Consider the following 2,945-nt stretch of genomic DNA (forward strand, 5'->3'; position numbering starts at 1 on the left):
GATTTTGTCCCCGAGTTTGCCGCCGTCGCCTCACGCATTGAGGAAGGTGAAGTATCAGAGCCCTTCTACAATCCCACTCACACCGGCTACCACATCGTGCGCGTCAACGAACGACGCGGCAACACCGTAGACCTGAACCACATCCTAATTGAGGTGGATCAGCGCTCGGCAGATGCCGAAGCTGCCATCGAGTACCTCAGTACCGTGCGCGACTCGGTGGTCAACCATGATCAGTCGTTTGCCCGCATGGCCAAGCGCCACTCCCAAGAAACAGGCAGCGCTGAGCTGGGCGGGCGCGTCCTCGATCCGCAATCGGGCATGCGCGACCTGGTACTCGACCGCCTGGGCGCTTCCTGGAAAGAAAGCCTGCGCGACCTCGAATCCGGCGACATCAGCGAACCCAACCGCGTGCGCCTGCTCGATGGCGACCGCGGCTACCACATCGTCCAGCTGCACCGCCGCGTCCCCGAACACCGCGTCAACCTGGAGATGGACTACGAGCGGATTCGGCAGTTTGCCCTTCAGGAAAAGCAAGCCCGCGTGCTTGAGGAGTGGCTCGCCGAAAAACGCGAAGAGGTCTACGTCGAAATCAAGGTCGACGACCCTGAAGACTTCGTAGCCGCCCAGTAGAACGCCCCGCAAACGCCCGGTAAACGCTCCGTAGCCGCGCTACACGCTCTGCATCCAGGGGCGGCTCGGGCTCGCTCACCATTGTCTTTCTATCGCTTGTCGTTGCCTGCATGCCTTCGTCCTCTGCCACCTCGTCCGCTCTTGCCGATACCGACATTGACGCCGACGCTGTCGCCGAGGTAGGGGCGGCGTACGACCGCCTCCACAACGAAATCAGCCGCGTCATCGTGGGGCAAGATGCGATCATCACGCAGGTATGCGCCAGCCTCTTTGCGCGTGGACACACGCTGCTGGTGGGCGTGCCTGGCCTCGCCAAAACGCTGCTGGTGCGTACGCTATCGCGCGCGCTCAACCTGTCGTTTAACCGCATCCAGTTCACGCCCGACCTGATGCCGAGCGACATTACCGGCACCGACATCATTCAGGAGACCGACGATGGGCAGCGCCACTTTGAGTTTGTGCAAGGGCCTGTTTTCGCTAATATTATACTGGCGGATGAGATCAACCGTACCCCCCCCAAAACCCAGGCGGCCCTGCTGGAGGCCATGCAAGAACGCCACGTAACCGCCGGTGGCCAAACGCGTCCGCTCGATGCGCCGTTCTTTGTCCTCGCCACGCAGAACCCGATCGAGCAAGAGGGCACCTATCCGCTGCCCGAGGCGCAGCTCGACCGCTTCATGCTGAACCTGTGGCTCGACTACCCGTCGTTTCAGGAAGAGGTCGAAGTCGTACGCACCACCACCGCCGATGCCCTTCCCGAAGCCAAACCGGTACTTACGGCCGAGGAGGTCATCCGCTACCAGCAGGTCGTGCGGCAGCTTCCAGTGACGGATAATCTCATCGAGTACGCCGTGGACCTCGTCGCACAGACACGTCCCAGCACCAAACGCGCCCCACAATACGTGAGCGACTACCTGGAGTATGGCGCGGGGCCTCGCGCATCCCAATACCTGATCCTGGGCGCAAAGGCCCTCGCCGCATTCGACGGACGCGCCACCCCGCTCGAAGAGGATGTACGTCGCATTGCGCTCCCCGTGCTGCGTCATCGCATCGTCACCAATTTTAATGCGGAGGCCGACGGCATTACCACCGAAGACGTCATTCAGCGGCTCTTGGATGCATAAGCCGTTGTGTTCATTGGGCTTCTACCGTGCCAGGTCCTGCTTTTCCTATGCCCAACCTCGACCCCGAACGCTACCTGCGCCTCACCCTTACGCGCCGCGAACACTTCACCGACGACGTAGGCGTGCTGCACGTTGAGGCCAGCGAACCAATTTCCTTTACCCCCGGCCAGTACGCCACCCTCGGGCTTGTTGTGGATGACCAGCCACGCCCGCTGCTGCGCCCGTACTCGGTCATTGGCACGCCCGGCGATACGCACCTGGAGTTCTACCTGGAGCGCGTCGACGACGGGCAGCTTACCCCGCACCTGTGGCGGCTACAACCCGGCGCTACGCTCTGGATGCGCCGCAAAATTGTAGGCCGCTTCGTACTCGACACCGAGGTGCATCACCACGTCATGGCCGCCACCGTCACAGGTGTGGGGCCGTATCTCAGCATCCTGCGCACCTGGTTGGATACGCCGGCTTCCAAGCGACGCAACGACCGCTTCCTGCTGATCCACGGCGGCAGCTACGCCAGCGAGCTGGGGCGCTATCGCCACGAAATGGAAGACTATGCCGCCCAGCATGATGCCATCACGTACATACCCACCGTGAGCCGTCCCCGCGAAGCCCTCGACTGGACCGGCGAGCGCGGGCGCGTCGAAGATGTGCTTCGCAAGCATTGGGATGCAGCGGGTTTCCCCCTGCACGACACCGCCCTCTACACCTGTGGCCATCCGCAGATGATCGACAAAGCGCAGGGCATCGGCGCCCGCGCCGGACTGTCTGCCGACCGCATTCACGAGGAAAAGTACTTTGTGGAGAGACATTGACGGATAGGCTGCGGGGCATGCGGCAACGAGATCCCTCTGCCTGGGGACGTCAAAACAGCTTCCGGTAGTCGTTATCCCTGAAGTGATTGAGTTATCGGGAAGCGAGTAGATTACTTCGTGTGTCGCTTCGCTCGACTCTGGATCTGCTCCCGATGGCCGTCGGGATTGTCCGGGATGACTATAATAGGAGTTACGCACTTGACCCGAGGGGCGTCATTTCCTGCCTGTGGACCTAGTCCTTGCACATAACTTTCTCTTTGATATTTTGTTGGCAAGAGGTTTGCCTGCTTTACCACTTGTTCAATTATTTCCCCCTTTGCTAGATCGACTGGATCGTCCGTGCCATTGGATCCGCATTCAGGTCATCTGTTTGGGGGTA

3 protein-coding genes are annotated in these 2,945 nt (G+C 61.0%); all 3 read left to right on the plus strand.

The genetic code is table 11. The features are described 5' to 3' along the window. Window positions 1-630: peptidylprolyl isomerase (locus tag R6U20_RS05105; protein ID WP_410336787.1), on the plus strand; the 630-nt coding region annotated here is incomplete at its 5' end. 110 nt (window positions 631-740) lie between these two features. Next, window positions 741-1,754, plus strand: a complete 1,014-nt coding sequence (locus tag R6U20_RS05110) for an AAA family ATPase (protein ID WP_410336788.1) — start codon at window positions 741-743, stop codon at window positions 1,752-1,754. Window positions 1,755-1,801: 47 nt separating this feature from the next. Beyond that, complete coding sequence (locus R6U20_RS05115) at window positions 1,802-2,566, plus strand: ferredoxin--NADP reductase (RefSeq protein WP_410336789.1); 765 nt, start codon at window positions 1,802-1,804, stop codon at window positions 2,564-2,566. Window positions 2,567-2,945: the final 379 nt, after the last annotated feature.

The organism is Longimonas sp., from assembly GCF_046498435.1.
GTDB lineage: Bacteria > Bacteroidota > Rhodothermia > Rhodothermales > Salinibacteraceae > Longimonas.